The sequence below is a fragment of the Massilia sp. Soil_C_3 genome (assembly GCF_057657035.1).
On the sequence record NZ_JBDGJG010000006.1, the window covers coordinates 134,995 to 149,475 of the forward strand.

The following is a 14,481-nucleotide window of genomic DNA, read 5'->3' on the forward strand; positions in this document are numbered from 1 at the left end:
CTGATGTTAGTCGTCGCCGGCGGGTAGTTTGCGCTTGAGCAGCTGCTTGAGAGAGCCATTGGACATTCCCGAATAATGAATGTCATCGATCCGCCAGCCATTTTCTCTTCTAGCCATGCGGTACTCTAGCCGCACTTTCTCACCGCTGGAGGGATAGATAAATTCAACAGTCACGATGTCTTTTGGCATGGGACGTATCGTCAAGTCGACGGCAGCCGGGTCCTGTGACGCGAAGATGGGGTCGAAGTCCAGATTGCATATTTCGCCGGTTTTTTCGGCGCAGTGACCGTCTTTGACCAGTAGAGAAGCCAGTTCCTGATCAAAGTAACGACGAAGGACCGAACTTGCCTGCTGCGCTAGCGGCTTGCCAAAAACGTTAATCGAACTCGACAGCACCTGCCATGCGAAGGTCTTGTACAGGCTGCCCACAATAGCGACTTGTTCATCTGATTCACGTGGCGCCGCGGTGGATGGAGCAAGGAAGATGAGAGCGAAAGATATCGCGCAGAGGGCGCGGCTAAGGACGGTGAACAGCATACTCGGACCTTTCTCTGCGATAGGTTGGACCAGTCCAGAAGTCGAATTTTCCACATCAATCGACATGACATTGACGTGTTATTGAAGACACGACCAATTATTGTTGTTTCCCAGATGTGAAAATTGGGCATGCGCAATCACCCTGCCGCAGTCACATATCGCTCAGCTCGACAATAGATTGCTCGGCTGATTTTAGCCCGTGGTGCATGGTGAGCGAGTTGACCTGATGGATCCAAAATTGGGCATCGTTCGAGCAAGAATGTGTATTCCTTGGCATCCCGGAAGAAGCCAGACTGTCGTCATCCGGGGCCGAACGGCTGACGTCAACGCGCCCTGGTATTGATTCGAAGTCTTCCAAGGAGAACACGATGAAATACAAGACCTTAGGTAACACCGGATTGCTCGTATCGCAGCTATGCCTGGGAACGATGACCTTCAGCGGCGGTAGCGGCGTGTACAAGCATATCGGCAATGTCGACCAGGCTGGCGCCGATGAACTCGTCAAGGCCAGCATCGAGGCGGGCATCAATTTCTTCGATACCGCCGATGTGTATTCCGGTGGCGAGAGCGAAAGCACCCTCGGCCAGTCGTTCAAGAACCTGGGCATCGCCCGCAAGGACTATGTGCTGGCCACCAAGGTATACAGCCGCATGGGGCCAGGCCGCAACGATGTCGGCGCTTCACGCGGCCACATCATGGATGCCGTCGACGCGAGCCTGCAACGGCTGCAGACGGATCACATCGACCTGTACCAGATCCACGCGACCGATATCCTGACGCCCACCGAGGAGACGTTGCGCGCGCTGGACGATCTGGTCCGCCAGGGCAAGGTCCGCTATATCGGTGTCTCGAACTGGCCTGCATGGCGCGTTGCGACCGCGCTCGGGATTTCCGCCCGCCTGAACCTGGCGCGTTTCAATACGCTGCAGGCCCACTACTCGATAGCGAGCCGCGATCTCGAACGCGAAATCGGACCATTGCTCGAAGCGGAAAAGATGGGCTTGCTCGTCTGGAGTCCGCTGGCCGGTGGGCTGTTGTCGGGAAAATTCAGCCGCGAAAACCAGTCGCCGGAAGGGTCGCGCCGTTCCGATTTCGATTTCCCGATCATCGACAAGGAGCGCGCCTGGAACGTCATCGACGTGATGCGCCCCATCGCCGAAGCGCACGCGTGCAGCCCGGCCCGGATTGCACTGGCCTGGCTGCTGTCCAAGCCGGTCGTCACGTCCGTGCTGGTCGGGGCCAAGCGCCTGAGCCAGCTCGAGGACAACATCGCTGCGGTCGACATCACTCTCAGCGAAGACGAGATCCGCCGGCTCGACGAAGTCAGCGAGCTGCCGCCGGAATATCCAGGCTGGATGCTCGCGACCCAGGGCGTGGATCGCCTCGGCCCGGTCGACCTGTGGGCCGACAAGATGTCGGCCACTTCCTGACAGCCGTCCTGCGGCGCTTACCGAAAGGATTTCAGTCATGAGTTATCGATTGCAAGAAAAAGTCGCCGTGATCACCGGCGCGTCGAAGGGCCTGGGTGCGGCCATCGCAAAACACTTCGCGGCCGAGGGGGCATCGGTTGTGGTCAATTATTCAAGCAGCAAGGAAGCGGCCGACGAGATCGTGGACGAGATCGTCGAAGCCGGCGGCAAGGCAATCGCCATCAGGGCGGATATGCGCGACCCGGATGCCGTCAGGCAGCTGTTCGCCCAGGCGAACGAAGCCTACGGACGCATCGACGTGCTCGTCAACAATGCGGGGGTATATCATTTCCAGCCCCTGGAGAACCTCTCGCTCGAGCTATTCCGCAAGCATTTCGAGCTGAATGTCTTCGGCTACCTGCTCGCCATCCGGGAAGCGGCCACCTACATGCTTGGCGGCGGCAGCATCATCAATATGAGTTCCACCGTGACGCTGTTCGGACCGGAGAATGCGTCGGTCTATTCCGCCACCAAGGGCGCGATCGATGGCCTTACCCGCGCCCTGTCGAACGAGCTCGCGCCACGCAGGATCCGCGTGAATGCGATCAAGCCGGGCGTGGTTGCGACCGAGGGCGTGCACGCGGGCGGCTTCCTGGAGTCCGACTACGGCCCGGCCATCACGGCCCGGACGCCGCTGGGCCGGCTGGGTGTGCCCGACGATGTCGCGCCCGCGGCCGTCTACCTGGCGTCCGACGAATCGGCCTGGACCACGGGAGAATTCATGGTGCTCGCTGGTGGACACCGTTGATGTGATCGTTCGCGCCCGCCCGCAGGCGGGCTGAAAGGAGAAAGGATATGGCAACGACAAGCGGTATGACGCCCGGACAGGTCGTCCAGCACTACCTCGATACCTTCTTCAAGAAGGATGTCGAGCGCACCCTCGACTGCCTGAGCGATGACGTCGTGTGGAAGGTACAAGGGGCGCCCGACGTGCCGACGATCGGCGTCCAGCTTGGCAAGGAAGAGGTGCGCGCCTGGATGACGCTGTTCCCCGCCAACTTCGAGCCGCTCGCATTTCACATCGAGCGCATCTTCGAAAGCGGCGACCAGGCAGTCATCACGGGACACTTCAAGCACCGCATCCTGAGCACCGGCAAGGAGTTCGAGAGCGACTTCGCGGCAATCTGTTCGGTAAGAGACGGCAAGGTCAGCACGTACAACTTCATCGAGGATTCATATGGCCTGTGGCGCGCGTTCCAGCCCGGATCAGTTCGACAGCAGATTGCCTGACCTGAACGAATCCGCCCCCGCCACTTTGCAAATGTGCATCCCGCGCAGCAGGTGGCGGTGCGCCGTGCTGGCGAACAGCAGTCCCGGACGGCTGGCCGCTACCGGCGTGACCTGGCCGTTGACTGGGTTGACGACATCCGCGATCGGCTCGCCCGCCGCCACCTGATCGCCCAGCTTCTTGCGGAACACCAGCACGCCCGCATGCGCCGCCACCAATGGCTCGACCGCATCGAGCGGCGTCGGGCCGCAGTGGGCCGCGGGCAGGGCGACCGTCGGGATGTCGATCACGCCCTGGTGTGCCAGGTACTGCAGGATGGCGTCGGCATCCCGCTGCGCATAGTCGTAGTTCACGTCGTTCTCGCCGCGCAGCTCGACGGTGACGGCGGCGCAGGCGGGCGGGATGACGGCGTCCGTAAAATGGTCGGCCAGGTCCCACCACACCCGGCTGCAGGCCTCGTCGAAGGCTTCGCCGCCCGACTCCTTCGCCACCAGCAGCACGCGCGCGCCCATCAGGTCGGCCAGCGGCTGGATCACGTCGACCAGCGGCGTGCCGGTGTACATGTGCAGCACCGCCTCGTTGTCGCAGTGCAGGTCGAGCACGATGTCGGCGTCGATCGCCATCGTCAGCAGGAGTTTCTTGAGCGTGGCGGCATTGTCCGCCGGTTCCCAGGCCGCCACCTCGTCGCGGGCCAGCTCGCGGATCAGCGCGACGTTGGCTGCTGCATCCTGGCCCAGCCGGCCTTCGAGCGCGCTTTTGAGGGCGGCGGCCACGTGGCGATAGGAGCGGTTGAAGTTCAGGCCGGTGGACAGGTCGTAGCGGCCGAAGGGCGCGCCATGCAGCACCTGGGACAGCCCGAGCGGGTTGGCTGCCGGGACCAGGATGATCTCGCCCTTGATCCGTCCTTCGGCATCGAGCTTCTCGAGCTGCCCGCGCAGCAGGTGCGCCACCAGCATCGCCGGCACTTCGTCGGCGTGGATCGCGGCCTGGATGTACACCTTCTTGCCGCTGCCGGCTACGCCGTAGTGGAACGACGTCAGGTTCAGGGTGGCGACACTGTCTTCGATGGCGATCGGGTGTTTCGTCGAGTGCATGGCAAGGGGCTCCGGCGTTGCTGGGGGAAGACAATGATTATGCTCGATTCCGCCTTGCCGCCACGCACGGTCGATGGTGGGGGCGGCTGCGCTATAATGACAGCCGTTTTTTCCGCATACTCAACGCTCCCCATGTCTTCTGAAAAGCCTACCAGTGGTCCGGCACGGTCCATGCTGTACGATCCCACCGAACACCGCATCCGCAGTTTCGTCACGCGCGCAGGGCGGCTGTCGACCGCGCAGGCGCGGGCTTTCGAGGAGCATGGCCCCAAATTCCTGATCGAATACAAGAAGGAAGCGCTCGACCTCGCACAGGCCTTCGGCCGCAAGGCCCCCGTGATCCTGGAAATCGGCTTCGGCATGGGCGACACCACGGCCCACATCGCGAAGCTGATGCCAGAGAAGGACTTCCTGGGCGTCGAGGTGCACACGCCGGGCGTGGGCAGCCTGCTCAAGCAGATCGGCGAGCAGGGCATCGATAACCTGCGCCTGGTCCAGCACGACGTGTTCGAAGTGCTGAACCACACGATCGCTGACGGCTCGCTGCACGGCGTGCACGTGTTCTTCCCCGATCCATGGCACAAGGCGCGCCACAACAAGCGCCGCCTGATCCAGCCGGCTTTCGTGAAGCTGCTGTGCCAGAAGATCGCGCCGGGCGGCTACCTGCACCTGGCGACCGACTGGGAAGACTATGCGGTGCAGATGCTCGAAGTCTTGAGCGCCGAGCCGGAGCTGGTCAACACCGCCGAGGGCTATGCGCCGCAGCCAGCATACCGTCCGCTGACCAAGTTCGAGAACCGCGGCATCAAGCTGGGTCACGGCGTCTGGGACCTGGTCTTCACGCGCAAGTAAGTGTCAATCCGGGGGCGGATCGTCGTTCGTTCCCCCGTCTTCGTCGTTCGTCGCCACCTGCTGTCCCGGGCCACCGGAAGTTCCTAGACTGGACTCGTTGATATACATTAACGAGCACAGAGGAGAACGGCATGTGGAAACGCATCGAACAATGGAACCGCGAGGTGGAAGCGGAGCAGCTCGCGGTCCTGCGCGACCCTGCGCTGGTGGAGCAGGTGCCGGCCGGTTGCCGCCGCTTCTTCGCCCGCAAGCTGGCGGAAATGTCGCCCGCCGAGCGCGAATCCCTGTACAAGTTTTCCAGTACCGTCAGCACCTCGGCAGCCCTGCTGGCGGTGCTCAAGCTGTGCGTCGTACTGTCGGTGCTCGGTTTCCTGATCAATCTTGCCTTCCTGCCGTCGACACCATGGTGGCAAACAGTCGTCGCCGCCAATGCGATCGGCATCGCGGTGGCCATGTCGCTGATCGGCGTCTGGTTCAACTATGGGAAGGTCGTGCGCGCCAAGGGCAGGGCGCTGGTCACGATCGTCGGCCTCGGCCTGGTGGGCGGGCTGTTCGGCGGATTGACCGCGATGTTCGAGACGGGCAGCCACTGGTCCATCCTGATCGACAAGCTGCCCAGGATCGTCGTGACCGTGACACTCTTCGTGACCGCGCTGGTGGCGATACCGGTCATCGTGGTTGCCGTGCTGCGCAATCGCCACTACCAGAACCTGGCCGAACAGCTCAAACGCGACGCCGAACAGGAACGCCTGGCGCGCGAACTAAGCGAGACCCAGCTGCGCCTGCTGCGCGCCCAGATCGAGCCGCACTTCCTGTTCAACACCCTGGGCGCGGTGCAGCAGCTGGCCGAGCAGGGTGCGCCGCGCGCTGCCGAACTCACGTCCCACCTGATCGATTTCCTGCGCGGCAGCATGAGCGATATGCGTTGCGAGCAGGTGGCGCTGGCCACCGAATTCGGCCTGGTCGACTCCTACCTGCGGGTGATGCAGATCCGCATGGGCGAACGGCTGCGCTACACCGTCGACGTGCCGGAAGCGCTGGCAGCCACCCAGGTGCCCAGCATGCTCGTGCTGACCCTGGCCGAAAACGCGATCAAGCACGGCATCGAGCCGTCCCTGCACGGCGGCGAGATCGTCGTCACGGCCCACGACGACGAAGGGACGATCCGCATCCGGGTGCGCGACAGCGGCGTCGGCATGAGCGACACGCCGGGCGCCGGCACCGGCCTGGAAAACGTGCGCCACCGCCTGCGCCTGGCCTACGGCGAAGGAGCCTGCCTGCTGCTCTCCGAAGCCGAACCTGGCCTGCTGGCCGAAATCGCCATCCCCTGCAAGGAGCAAGCATGAGCGTGACAGTGCTGGTCGCCGAAGACGAACCCCTGATGCGCGAGCGCCTGCTCGGCATGCTGGCCACGGCCTGGCCCGAAGCGCAGGTGGTGGCGGCGCCCGAGAACGGCATCGATGCCTGGGACGCCTGGCTCGAACACGAGCCGCAGGTGGTCTTTCTCGACATCCGCATGCCCGGCATGTCGGGCCTGGAAGTCGCGGAGCGGATCGGTCGCCGTTCGCACGTGGTGTTCGTCACCGCCTACGACCAGTATGCGGTCGATGCCTTCGATACCGGTGCGGTCGACTACCTGCTCAAACCCATCCAGCCGGGTCGGCTCGACAAGGCCCTGGCGCGCCTGCGCGAGAAGCTGGACGCCTGTCCGGACGATGTCAGTGAGGTGGTGCAGCAGGTGAAGGCGGCGGCGCCGCAAGCGAAGCGGGAAAAGCTCAAATGGCTCAAGGCCAGCGTCGGCAAGCAGATCCGCCTGATCGACGTCGAGGAGGTGCTGTTCTTCCAGGCCGACACCAAGTACACGCGGGTGGTGCTGGCCGATTCGGAGGCGCTGGTGCGCATTCCGCTCAAGGACCTGGTGGGCGGGCTCGATGCGGGCCTGTTCTGGCAGATCCACCGCGGCACGCTGGTGAACGTGAATGCGATCCGGGCGGCGGAGCGGGTCGATGCCGAACGCATGCAGGTGCTGCTGCGCGGGAGCGACGAGGTGCTCCCGGTCAGCCGCAGTTTCACCCACCTGTTCCGGGAGTAAGCCGGTCAGCTCATCTCGTTGATGATGGCGACGATCTCGTCGCCGTAAGAGACGAGCTTCTTCTCGCCGACGCCCGACACGCCGCGCAGCTGGTCGATCGAGCCCGGCTTGACCTTGGCGATCTCGCGCAGGGTCGCATCCTGGAACACGACATAGGCCGGTACGCCGTGCTCGCGCGCGGTGCCCATGCGCCACGAGCGCAGGCGGTCGAAGATCGCCTGTTCGTCGCGCGACAGTTCGGTTTCTTCGTAGCTCGAGCGCGAGGTGGACGGGCGCTTGGCCTTGACCGGCTTCTGGTACTGGCGCAGCTGCACCTTCTGTTCGCCCTTGAGCACCGGCCGCGCGGCGTCGGTGAGCTTGAGCGAACTGAAGGCGTCGTGGTCGACCGTCACCAGGCCGAGGGCGATCGCCTGCCGCAAGATGGCGCGCCATTCCTGTTCGGAGCGGTCGGCGCCGACGCCATACACGGTGAGCTTGTCGTGGTGCCACTGGCTGATGCGCTCGGTCTGAGCGCCGCGCAGCACGTCGATCACGTGGCCGCCGGCAAAGCGCTGGTCGACCCGGTAGATGGCCGACAGCAGCTTCTGCACCGGCACCGAGCCGTCGAAGCTGACCGGCGGCACCAGGCAGGTATCGCAGTTGCCGCAGGGGCCGGAGCGCTCGCCGAAGTAGTCGAGCAGGCGCATGCGCCGGCAACTGAGCGTTTCGCACAGCCCCAGCATGGCGTCGAGCTTCATCGACAGCACGCGCTTGAAGGTTTCGTCGGCCTCGGATTCGTCGATCATGCGCCGCTGCAGGACCACGTCTTGCAGGCCATAGGCCATCCAGGCGCTGGCGGGAGCGCCGTCGCGGCCGGCGCGGCCCGTCTCCTGGTAATAGCCCTCGATGCTCTTGGGCAGGTCGAGGTGGCAGACGAAACGCACGTCGGGTTTGTCGATGCCCATGCCGAAGGCGATGGTGGCGACCATGACGATATTCTCTTCGCGCAGGAAGCGGGCCTGGTTGGCGGCGCGCACCGTGTGCTCCATGCCGGCGTGATAGGCCATGGCGCGAATGCCGTGCTCGTTCAAGAAGTCCGCCGTTTCCTCGACCTTCTTGCGCGACAGGCAGTAGACGATGCCGGAGTCCTGCGCGTGCTCGCTGCTGATGAAATCGATCAGCTGCTTGCGGCCGGTGGTCTTCTCGACGATCGAGTAGCGAATATTGGGGCGGTCGAACGACGAGACGAACTGGCGCGCGTCTTCCAGCTGCAGGCGGTGCGCGATCTCGGCGCGGGTCTGCTGGTCGGCGGTCGCGGTGAGCGCGATGCGCGGCACATTGGGGAAGCGCTCGTGCAGGATCGACAGCCGGATGTATTCGGGCCGGAAGTCATGGCCCCATTGCGAGACGCAGTGGGCCTCGTCGATGGCGAACAGCGAGATACGGCTGCTTTCGAACAGCTCGAGGCAGCGCGGCGTCATCAGGCGCTCGGGCGCCACGTAGACGAGGTCGATCTCGCCGGTACGCACCAGGCGCTCGATGCGCATGGCTTCCTCGAAGCTCTGGGTCGAGTTGAGGAAGGCCGCGCGCACGCCGACTTCTTCCAGCGCATCGACCTGGTCTTGCATCAGCGCGATCAGCGGGGAGACGACGACGCCGACGCCGTCGCGCAACAGGGCGGGGATCTGGTAGCACAGCGACTTGCCGCCGCCGGTCGGCATCAGGACCAGCGCGTCACCGCCGCTGGCCACGTGCTCGACGATCTCTCCCTGCTGCCCGCGGAAGGCGGGATAGCCGAAGACCGTCTCCAGCACATGGAGAGCGCGCGCGCCGAGGTCGGCGCCGATATCGGGATTCATACTGTCTGTTTCAGTGTTTTGGACTAGGGTAAGGCTGGTAGTTTACTCCGACCAGTTGACCAAGCCAAAGTGAGCGGTCACCAGCACCAGGATACCGAATACGATACGGTACCAGGCGAAGATCGTGAAGTCGTGCGTGCTGATGTAGCGCAGCAACCAGCGCACGCACAGGAAGGCGGCGATGAAGGCCGAGACGAAGCCGAGGCCGAACAGCGGGAAGTCGGCCATCGACAGTGCCTCGCGTTCCTTGACCACAGAATACACCGTAGCGCCAAGCATCGTCGGCATGGCAAGGAAGAACGAGAATTCGGTGGCCGCCTTGCGTGACAGGCCGAACAGCATGCCGCCGATAATGGTCGAGCCCGAACGGCTGGTGCCGGGAATCAGGGCGAAGGACTGGGCGAAGCCGACCTTGAGCGCGTCGAGCGCCGTCATCTGGTCGACCGTTTCGACCCGCGGCGGCGTCGCGCGCTGGCGCTGGCGGTGTTCCACCCACAGGATGATGACGCCGCCCACGACCAGGGCGATCGCCACCGGCACCGGGTGGAACAGGAGTTCGGTGATCGTGGCGCTGAACAGCACGCCGGCGATGGCGGCCGGCATGAAGGCGATCGCGACGTTGCGCGCGAAGCGCTGCTGGAGCGGATCCGATCCCAGCCCGGAAAACAGGCGCATGACACGCTCGCGGTACTCCCAGACGACGGCCAGCACGGCGCCAAGCTGGATCACGATCTTGAATACCGTTTCTCTGACGCCTGTGAAGTTGAGCAACTCGCCCGCAAGAATCAGGTGACCGGTGGAAGAAATCGGAAGAAATTCGGTGAAGCCCTCGACCAGGCCCATGATGATCGCCTTGATGGCGAGCGCAATATCCATGAATTGTATTGGTGTGGAAGTGATCTGGGAACGAGCCGGGAAAGGCACGCCGGCTTGGGCTCGCAGCTTACCATGAGCCGGGCCGCCACCGTTGTGCTAACTGAACCGTACGGACGATTTTTGCGGGGCTGATGTGCGGCTGGCCGGCGCCTGGACCTGCACGCGAATGAAAAAAGCGCTTGCATCGAATGTGAAATCGCGTGCTAAACTAAATCCATGAGTAATCCTGCACTCACCCAATGAGTCTATTATTGGTCATCATCCTTGCCGCGCTGTCCTGGCTGGCATTTCATGACTGGCAGTTGCCTAATGCATTACGCTACCGACCCTTCCAGGGCCGGGTCTGGCGCAGTTCCTTCCCATCCGCATCCCGTAAAGACATCCGCGAATTCCTGTCGGTGTTCGGCGCCGCCTTCTCGTTCGGCGACAGCGAGAAGCTGCACCTGCGTCCCGACGACCAGGTGCTGGGCGTGGTGCGCGCCGCCAGGTCTACACGCTGGATGCCCGACGCGTCCGACATCGAGCCGCTGGCGCGCGCCCTGCGCGAGCGCTACGGCCTGCGCCTGGACGAGGTCTGGCATGACGGCTTGACCCTCGGCGGGTTGTTCCAGCGCGTGCAACAGGCGCGCGGCAAATCGGCGATGTAGGGTCGGCGGCTTGCCGCCGACGCGGTGATTGTTATCGGTACCGATTTTTGCGCCGGATGATCTTGCTGGCAACTATCACCGCGTTGGCGGCGTAAGCCGCCAACCCTACGGCGCAGTCGCCTTTTCCAGCTCGCTCAGCCAGCGGATCGCCTGCTGGCGATCGTCGCCGCACATTTCATGCGATGGCTGCAGGCCGCCGCAGAAGGCCGGCCGTTCCGGTTGCCCAAAGATGCGGCAGCGCTCATCCTCTCCCAATTGCACGCAACGCACCCCGGCCGGCTTGCCGTTCGGCATGCCTGGAATCGGGCTGGTGATCGAGGGCGCGGTGCAGCAGGCGCCGCACTGCGGCCGGCACTGGAAAGAGGCGGACATGGACATCGAGGAATGCGTGAAACAGAGCCCGCCAGTATAGCCCGGTCGCCTGTAATCGACCTGCAACATATTCGTGAAAACGGTTGAATCTACGGCTACTACCACATTTCAACTAATATAGTTTCGGCTATACAACGGTTGCTTGACTGTACCGACGAGCGCGGTCTATATTAATTGTTCCTTAGATAATTTCTGGGCGGGAATATGGACTGCCAACTTGACAGCAAGCCGCGCTGGGAACGTCGCAAGGATGCGCGTCCCAAGGAACTCCTGGCATCTGCGATGGAGCTGTTCGTCGAACGTGGTTTCGCCTCCACGCGCCTGGAAGACGTGGCCCGCCGCGCCGGGGTGTCGAAGGGAACGCTCTACCTGTATTACGCCAACAAGGAAGACCTGTTCAAGGCCGTCGTACGGCAGACCATCCTGCCGATGATCGACGATGCCGAGACATCGGTGGCGGAGTTCGATGGCCATAGCGCCGAATTGCTGCGTCACGTGATCCTGTCCTGGTGGGTGCGCATCGGCGCGACCAAGGCTTCCGGCATCAGCAAGCTGATCCTCGCCGAAGCCGATAATTTTCCCGAGCTGGCGCGCTTTTACCAGGAAGAAGTCATGACGCGCCGCATGCGCATGATTTCGAACATGCTCGAACGCGGCATCCGGCGCGGCGAATTCCGCGCGATCGACGTGCCGCAGACGGCCCAGGTGCTGATCGCGCCGCTATTGATGCTCTCGACCTGGAAGCATACGATCGCCCCCTGTGAGCGCAGCGACCTGCAGCCTGAAGCCTTCCTGGAAGCCTTCCTCGACATCACCCTGCACGGCCTGCTTCCCCCATCCCAGTAAGTTGCCAATCACGCCAGGGACGGATTTCTGGCGTTCATCCCCCTCAAACTGCAGACTGTCGCAATTTTCCGCTGGCTCGGCCGTGCATCGTTAAGATGTGCGTCCAGAGGCCATTGAGCGATTAGAATATCGGATTATTTATTTTTCCACCGAGAACTGAAATGAATATCGAACAAGCCCGCTTCAACATGATCGAACAGCAAATCCGTCCGTGGAACGTTCTGGACGAGGACGTGCTGGCGCTGCTGCACGTGGTCAAGCGCGAACAATTCGTGCCGAAGGCCTACGAGAACCTGGCATTTGCGGATGTCGAGATCCCGCTGGCGGGTGGCGAAACGATGTTCAATCCGAAGGTCGAAGCGCGCATCGTGCAAGAGATCGCGGTGAAGAAACATGAGAACGTGCTGGAGATCGGCACCGGTTCCGGCTACATGACCGCGCTGCTGGCGCACACCGCGCGTCACGTGACCACGGTCGAGATCCAGCCAGAAAGCGTCACCCTGGCCAAGGAAAACCTGGCCAAGGCCGGCGTCATCAACGTCAGCGTCGAAGAAGGCAACGGCGCCCAGGGCTGGTCGACGGGCACCGAATACGACGTGATCGTGGTCTCGGGCGGCCTGCCGGTGCTGCCGGAAGCGCTGGTCAAGCAACTGAAAGTGGGCGGCCGCATGATTGCCATCCTGGGCGAGGCGCCGGCGATGACTTGCCAGCTGATCACCCGCACCTCGGAAACGGCGCACGACGCGGTCAAGGTGTTCGAGACCGTGGCCAAGCCGCTGACCGGCGCCGAAGCGCCGTCGCGCTTCACCTTCTGAGGACGACGATGCGACAGATTACCGCACCCGAGTTGGCTGCTTGGCTGGCCGACCCGGCGCGCGAGCAGCCGCTGCTGCTCGACGTGCGCGAGGACTGGGAATTCGAGACCTGCAAGATCGCAGGCTCGGTCCAGATCCCGATGCACCTGATTCCGGTCCGCGTGGGCGAGATCGACGACGACCGGGAAGTGGTGTGCATCTGCCACCACGGGGCGCGCAGCATGAACGTGGCCGCCTTCCTCGAACGTAATGGATTCAGTAACGTAACGAACTTAACAGGCGGGGTACACGCCTGGGCCGTACAGGTCGATCCGTCGATGCCGAAGTATTGACCTGATCCTCAACTAGATGACTCCTGTGGAGATAGCAATGCAGAAACCCCTACTTGCCGTGCTGCTTGCCAGCGCGTGCTTCTCGCTCAACGCCCATGCTGCCGACCTGATCCAGGTGTACCAGCAGGCGCTGGCCAACGATGCGACGTATGCGAGCGCGCGCGCCTCGCTGGCCGCCGGCCGCGAGCGGATCACACAGGGGCGTGCAGGCTTGCTGCCGACCGTGGGTCTCAGTGGTGGAATCAGCAAGAACGACAACGACTTCGATCCATGGAATATCGGCCAGGTGGGTACCTTGCCGAACGGCCAGCCGGGCATCATCGATTCGAGCGGTTCGAACCTGCGCACCAACGAATACACGCTGTCGCTGCAGCAGCCGCTGTACCGCTGGGATCGCTGGCAGACGTACCAGCAGAGCAAGCTGCAGCAGGCGATCGCCGAGGCGCAGTTCGCCCAGGCCCAGCAAGACCTGATCACGCGCGTGGCCACGGCCTATTTCGACGTGCTGGCGGCGCAAGATAAACTGGAATCGACCCGCGCCCAGAAGGAAGCGACCACCGAACAGCTGGCGTCGGCCAAGCGCAACTTCGAGGTCGGCACCCAGACCATCACCGACACCCACGAGGCACAGGCCGCGTACGACCTGGTGCTGGCGCAGGAATTCGCCGCCGTCAACGACCTGGACAACAAGCGCAACACGCTGCAGACGATCATCGGCACCGCGCCGGGCAACCTGGCTGCGCTCAAGCCGGGCGTGACGCTGGCGGTGCCGCAGCCGGCTTCGGTCGACCCCTGGGTGTCGTCGGCCGAGAACCAGAACTATGGCGTGACCGTCGGCCAGTTGCAGGTCGAGATCGCCATGCGCGACATCTCGCGCAACCGCGCCGGCCACCTGCCGACCGTCGACCTGGTGGCGAGCTCGACCCGCCGCGACGTCAACGGCCGCACCGGCAGCTCGGGCGACACGAAGAACAACGCGATCGGCGTGCAGTGGAGCGTGCCGATCTTCAGCGGCTTCGCCGTCACCAGCCGGGTGCGCGAATCGATCGCGCTGGAAGACCGCGCACGCAACGACCTGGAAGCGACCCGCCGCAACGCGGCGCTGCAGGCGCGCCAATCGTTCCTGGGCGTGAACAGCGGCCTGGCCCAGGTCAAGGCGCTGGAAGCGGCGGAAGTGTCGAGCCAGTCGGCGCTGGAGTCGAACAAGCTGGGTTACCAGGTCGGCGTGCGTATCAATATCGACGTGCTGAACGCCCAGCGCCAGCTGTACCAGACCCGCACCGACCTGTCGCGCGCGCGCTATGACGTGATCATCAACGGCCTGCGCCTGAAGGCGGCGGCAGGTTCGCTGCGCGAGGCGGATCTGGTGCCGGTGAACAGCCTGCTGGGAGAGTGATCCAACCTGCCTGCGCCTTGGGTGCGCAGGCAGATTGAAAAAAGCCCGGGTGGCCAGCGTGCTGGCAATCCGGGCTTTTTCGTTTTT

16 protein-coding genes are annotated in these 14,481 nt (G+C 63.4%); 11 read left to right on the forward strand and 5 right to left on the reverse strand.

All coding sequences use genetic code 11. From position 1 onward, the window contains the following. Positions 1-6: 6 nt before the first annotated feature. Entirely contained in the window at positions 7-603 is a 597-nt protein-coding gene (locus tag AC3A6F_RS13530; protein ID WP_487681521.1) for a YqhG/Tai3 family protein, read from the reverse strand. A 302-nt stretch (positions 604-905) separates the two neighbouring features. On the opposite strand from AC3A6F_RS13530, the gene AC3A6F_RS13535 reads away from it, so the two are divergent. From AC3A6F_RS13535 to AC3A6F_RS13545, 3 genes are read left to right on the forward strand one after another with little or no spacing between them, the layout of a single operon-like run. After that, on the forward strand, positions 906-1,967 hold the full coding sequence (locus AC3A6F_RS13535; protein WP_487681523.1) for an aldo/keto reductase: 1,062 nt from the start codon (positions 906-908) through the stop codon (positions 1,965-1,967). Positions 1,968-2,004: 37 nt separating this feature from the next. After that, positions 2,005-2,754, forward strand: a complete 750-nt coding sequence (locus AC3A6F_RS13540; protein ID WP_487681524.1) for an SDR family NAD(P)-dependent oxidoreductase — start codon at positions 2,005-2,007, stop codon at positions 2,752-2,754. Between the two features lie 47 nt (positions 2,755-2,801). Then, a complete protein-coding gene (locus AC3A6F_RS13545) occupies positions 2,802-3,236 on the forward strand; it encodes a nuclear transport factor 2 family protein (protein ID WP_487681526.1) in 435 nt (144 codons plus the stop codon). Here AC3A6F_RS13545 and AC3A6F_RS13550 read toward each other — a convergent pair. After that, entirely contained in the window at positions 3,213-4,328 is a 1,116-nt protein-coding gene (locus AC3A6F_RS13550) for a succinylglutamate desuccinylase/aspartoacylase family protein (protein WP_487681528.1), read from the reverse strand. The genes AC3A6F_RS13545 and AC3A6F_RS13550 overlap by 24 nt on opposite strands. A 171-nt stretch (positions 4,329-4,499) precedes the next feature. Between AC3A6F_RS13550 and trmB the strand changes: the two genes are divergently transcribed. From trmB to AC3A6F_RS13565, 3 genes are all read left to right on the forward strand, one after another. Beyond that, complete coding sequence (trmB, locus tag AC3A6F_RS13555; protein WP_487681530.1) at positions 4,500-5,180, forward strand: tRNA (guanosine(46)-N7)-methyltransferase TrmB; 681 nt, start codon at positions 4,500-4,502, stop codon at positions 5,178-5,180. Positions 5,181-5,311: 131 nt separating this feature from the next. Then, a complete protein-coding gene (locus AC3A6F_RS13560; RefSeq protein WP_487681532.1) occupies positions 5,312-6,526 on the forward strand; it encodes a sensor histidine kinase in 1,215 nt (404 codons plus the stop codon). Further along, complete coding sequence (locus AC3A6F_RS13565) at positions 6,523-7,272, forward strand: LytR/AlgR family response regulator transcription factor (protein ID WP_487681534.1); 750 nt, start codon at positions 6,523-6,525, stop codon at positions 7,270-7,272. The genes AC3A6F_RS13560 and AC3A6F_RS13565 overlap by 4 nt, the downstream gene beginning before the upstream one ends. Positions 7,273-7,277: 5 nt before the next feature. Here the strand turns inward: AC3A6F_RS13565 and recQ are convergent, their stop codons facing one another. Both recQ and AC3A6F_RS13575 read right to left on the reverse strand, forming a co-directional pair. Then, positions 7,278-9,110 (reverse strand): DNA helicase RecQ, encoded by a 1,833-nt coding sequence (recQ, locus tag AC3A6F_RS13570; RefSeq protein ID WP_320473905.1) that lies wholly within the window; start codon positions 9,108-9,110, stop codon positions 7,278-7,280. Between the two features lie 42 nt (positions 9,111-9,152). After that, positions 9,153-9,986, reverse strand: coding sequence for an undecaprenyl-diphosphate phosphatase (locus tag AC3A6F_RS13575; protein ID WP_487681536.1), 834 nt, complete (start codon positions 9,984-9,986; stop codon positions 9,153-9,155). Between the two features lie 239 nt (positions 9,987-10,225). Between AC3A6F_RS13575 and AC3A6F_RS13580 the strand changes: the two genes are divergently transcribed. Next, on the forward strand, positions 10,226-10,633 hold the full coding sequence (locus AC3A6F_RS13580; RefSeq protein WP_487681538.1) for a hypothetical protein: 408 nt from the start codon (positions 10,226-10,228) through the stop codon (positions 10,631-10,633). A gap of 105 nt (positions 10,634-10,738) precedes the next feature. Here the strand turns inward: AC3A6F_RS13580 and AC3A6F_RS13585 are convergent, their stop codons facing one another. Further along, a complete protein-coding gene (locus AC3A6F_RS13585) occupies positions 10,739-11,005 on the reverse strand; it encodes a YkgJ family cysteine cluster protein (protein WP_487681540.1) in 267 nt (88 codons plus the stop codon). Positions 11,006-11,209: 204 nt separating this feature from the next. Here AC3A6F_RS13585 and AC3A6F_RS13590 point away from each other — a divergent pair, with 204 nt between their 5' ends. The 4 genes from AC3A6F_RS13590 to AC3A6F_RS13605 all read left to right on the forward strand — a co-directional run bounded on the left by AC3A6F_RS13590 (position 11,210) and on the right by AC3A6F_RS13605 (position 14,394). Further along, positions 11,210-11,851, forward strand: coding sequence for a TetR/AcrR family transcriptional regulator (locus AC3A6F_RS13590; protein WP_487681542.1), 642 nt, complete (start codon positions 11,210-11,212; stop codon positions 11,849-11,851). A 161-nt stretch (positions 11,852-12,012) separates the two neighbouring features. Continuing rightward, the gene (locus AC3A6F_RS13595; protein WP_320473909.1) at positions 12,013-12,666 is read left to right on the forward strand and encodes a protein-L-isoaspartate O-methyltransferase family protein; all 654 of its coding nucleotides are present in this window, start codon (positions 12,013-12,015) and stop codon (positions 12,664-12,666) included. Positions 12,667-12,674: 8 nt separating this feature from the next. After that, a complete protein-coding gene (locus AC3A6F_RS13600) occupies positions 12,675-12,998 on the forward strand; it encodes a rhodanese-like domain-containing protein (RefSeq protein WP_109346086.1) in 324 nt (107 codons plus the stop codon). 37 nt (positions 12,999-13,035) lie between these two features. Beyond that, on the forward strand, positions 13,036-14,394 hold the full coding sequence (locus AC3A6F_RS13605; protein ID WP_487681545.1) for a TolC family outer membrane protein: 1,359 nt from the start codon (positions 13,036-13,038) through the stop codon (positions 14,392-14,394). Positions 14,395-14,481 lie beyond the last annotated feature (87 nt).